Source organism: Allohoeflea poritis, assembly GCF_027889715.1.
Classification (GTDB): Bacteria; Pseudomonadota; Alphaproteobacteria; order Rhizobiales; family Rhizobiaceae; genus Hoeflea_A; species Hoeflea_A poritis.
This window is the reverse complement of sequence record NZ_JAPJZH010000039.1, coordinates 2,501-5,000: the sequence shown is the minus strand read 5'-3', so window position 1 is coordinate 5,000 and position 2,500 is coordinate 2,501. Positions and strand designations below refer to the sequence as shown.

Genomic DNA, 2,500 nt, shown 5'->3' with positions numbered 1-2,500 from the left:
ATTTCCCGGGACCGCTTCGCTGCCAGACCAATCCAATAAGGACTGACAACACACGCGATCCGTCACTACCGCCAGGCCGACGAATATTAACGTCGTTCCCATCGACTACGCCTTTCGGCCTCGCCTTAGGGGCCGGCTAACCCTGCTCAGATTAACTTTAAGCAGGAACCCTTGGTCTTTCGGCGAGGGAGTCTCTCACTCCCTTTATCGTTACTCATGTCAGCATTCGCACTTCCGATATCTCCAGGACCCCTCACGGGTATCCCTTCACGGACCTACGGAACGCTCCGCTACCGCTTGCAAAGCAAGCCCTCAGCTTCGGTGTATGGCTTGAGCCCCGGTACATTTTCGGCGCAAAGACCCTTATTTAGACCAGTGAGCTGTTACGCTTTCTTTAAATGATGGCTGCTTCTAAGCCAACATCCTGGTTGTTTTGGGATCCTCACATCCTTTCCCACTTAGCCATAACTTGGGGACCTTAGCTGGAGGTCAGGGTTGTTGCCCTCTCCACGACGGACGTTAGCACCCGCCGTGTGTCTGCCGAGCAGTACTCTTCGGTATTCGCAGTTTGGTTAGGATCAGTAAGGCGGTGAGCCCCCATAGCCCATCCAGTGCTCTACCCCCGAAGGTATTCACTCGACGCTCTACCTAAATAGATTTCGCGGAGAACCAGCTATTTCCGAGTTTGATTGGCCTTTCACCCCTAGCCACAAGTCATCCCGATCTATTGCAACAGATATGGGTTCGGTCCTCCAGTTGGTGTTACCCAACCTTCAACCTGCTCATGGCTAGATCACTCGGTTTCGGGTCTAATACAACGAACTGAACGCCCTGTTCAGACTCGCTTTCGCTGCGCCTTCACCTACCGGCTTAAGCTTGCTCGTTATACTAAGTCGCTGACCCATTATACAAAAGGTACGCCGTCACGCTTGCGCGCTCCGACTGTTTGTAGGCATCCGGTTTCAGGTTCTCTTTCACTCCCCTTGTCGGGGTGCTTTTCACCTTTCCCTCACGGTACTGGTTCGCTATCGGTCATGCACGAGTACTTAGGCTTGGAGGGTGGTCCCCCCACGTTCAGACAGGATTTCACGTGTCCCGCCTTACTCAAGGACAATGAGATTTATACGCATACGGGGCTGTCACCCGCTACGGCCCGACTTTCCAGACGGTTCTGCTTCCATACTCATTGCCACTGGCCTGGTCCGCGTTCGCTCGCCACTACTAGCGGAGTCTCGGTTGATGTCCTTTCCTGCGGGTACTTAGATGTTTCAGTTCCCCGCGTTCGCTTCTTACCCCTATATATTCAAGGTAAGATACCTTTTATCGATATCTGGAAAGATAAGGCGTTGCACAGCAACGCCTTAAATTTTCCAGACATCAAAGGTGGGTTTCCCCATTCGGATATTTGCGGATCAAAGCTTATTCGCAGCTCCCCGCAACTTTTCGCAGCGTATCACGTCCTTCATCGCCTGTGCATGCCAAGGCATCCACCAAATGCCCTTTTGACACTTGATCGTTCTCATTGCCAATGCCCATCCTTAGTGGTTTCGATACCTTGTCCTTCTCGCTGACGCTCGAAGGGGACCGAAACGGCCCATGCGGCAAGCCCGAAGGCAACCGCATGTCCGCCCACAAAGCGACCCGCTGTTAAGGGTGCCGCATGAGCGGTCCGGCAAGCCCGAAGACTGCCGTACACAACGTCCAGATGCCCAAAAAGTTGTTCGACTTTTTGGATAAGCGATCTGGACCACCAAAAATGATATTGGCTTGTTTTGATATGTTCCTGATTGAGGACACGCCGAGCGTCCTCTGAACATATCAGACCAGCTTCTCGAGATGTGTCCGATGACGCGCGGTCAGGCAACGCCAATCGTCATGATATGATCAGATGTTTGTTGGTCCAGATAGCTTATCCAAAAAGTCTATCAACTTTTTGGGCATCTGGACGTCCATCCGGCGAGCCCTCGTAAAAGGGAACCGTCAAAACACCAGCAAACAAACAATCAACATCAATCATCCGACATGACTGCCTCAACAAGGGGTGTAAGCCTTGCCATAACGAAGCAGCTTTCAGACACTATCTTCTCTTCACAATGTATGCAGAACAGGCACTGCAAAAGCAGTGCAAACTTTATCTCTTCAGGATGATGATCTCTGTTTTTATCGCTCACGGCCGCACCGGCCATCTGCGATGGCCTGGCCTGCGCGGGCGCGCCGCAAAAGCGGCGACGGCCAGTCGGCCTTGCCAAGCTCTGCGAGCTTGGAGCCTTTTTGACCACGGTAACTCAGAACCGATGAACGCTACGATGCCGTATCACTCTGGAACGCGCGCGACTGCGCGCCGCCGATCGTTCGGCGCCCCGTCCGGAGCCAGCCCGAAGGGCGCTCGGCGTGAGGACAGAAAATGGTGGAGCTTATCGGGATCGAACCGATGACCCCCTGCTTGCAAAGCAGGTGCTCTCCCAGCTGAGCTAAAGCCCCGTTGTTCATGCACGCGCCA

At 53.5% G+C, this 2,500-nt stretch carries 1 tRNA gene and 1 rRNA gene (1 of these 2 only partly in view); both read right to left on the bottom strand.

From position 1 onward, the window contains the following. Window positions 1–1,515: ribosomal RNA gene (locus OOZ53_RS26205) — 23S ribosomal RNA — on the bottom strand; it reaches 1,279 nt to the left of the window's first position. 890 nt (window positions 1,516–2,405) lie between these two features. Further along, window positions 2,406–2,481 (bottom strand) — tRNA-Ala (locus OOZ53_RS26200). Between the last annotated feature and the right edge of the window lie 19 nt (window positions 2,482–2,500).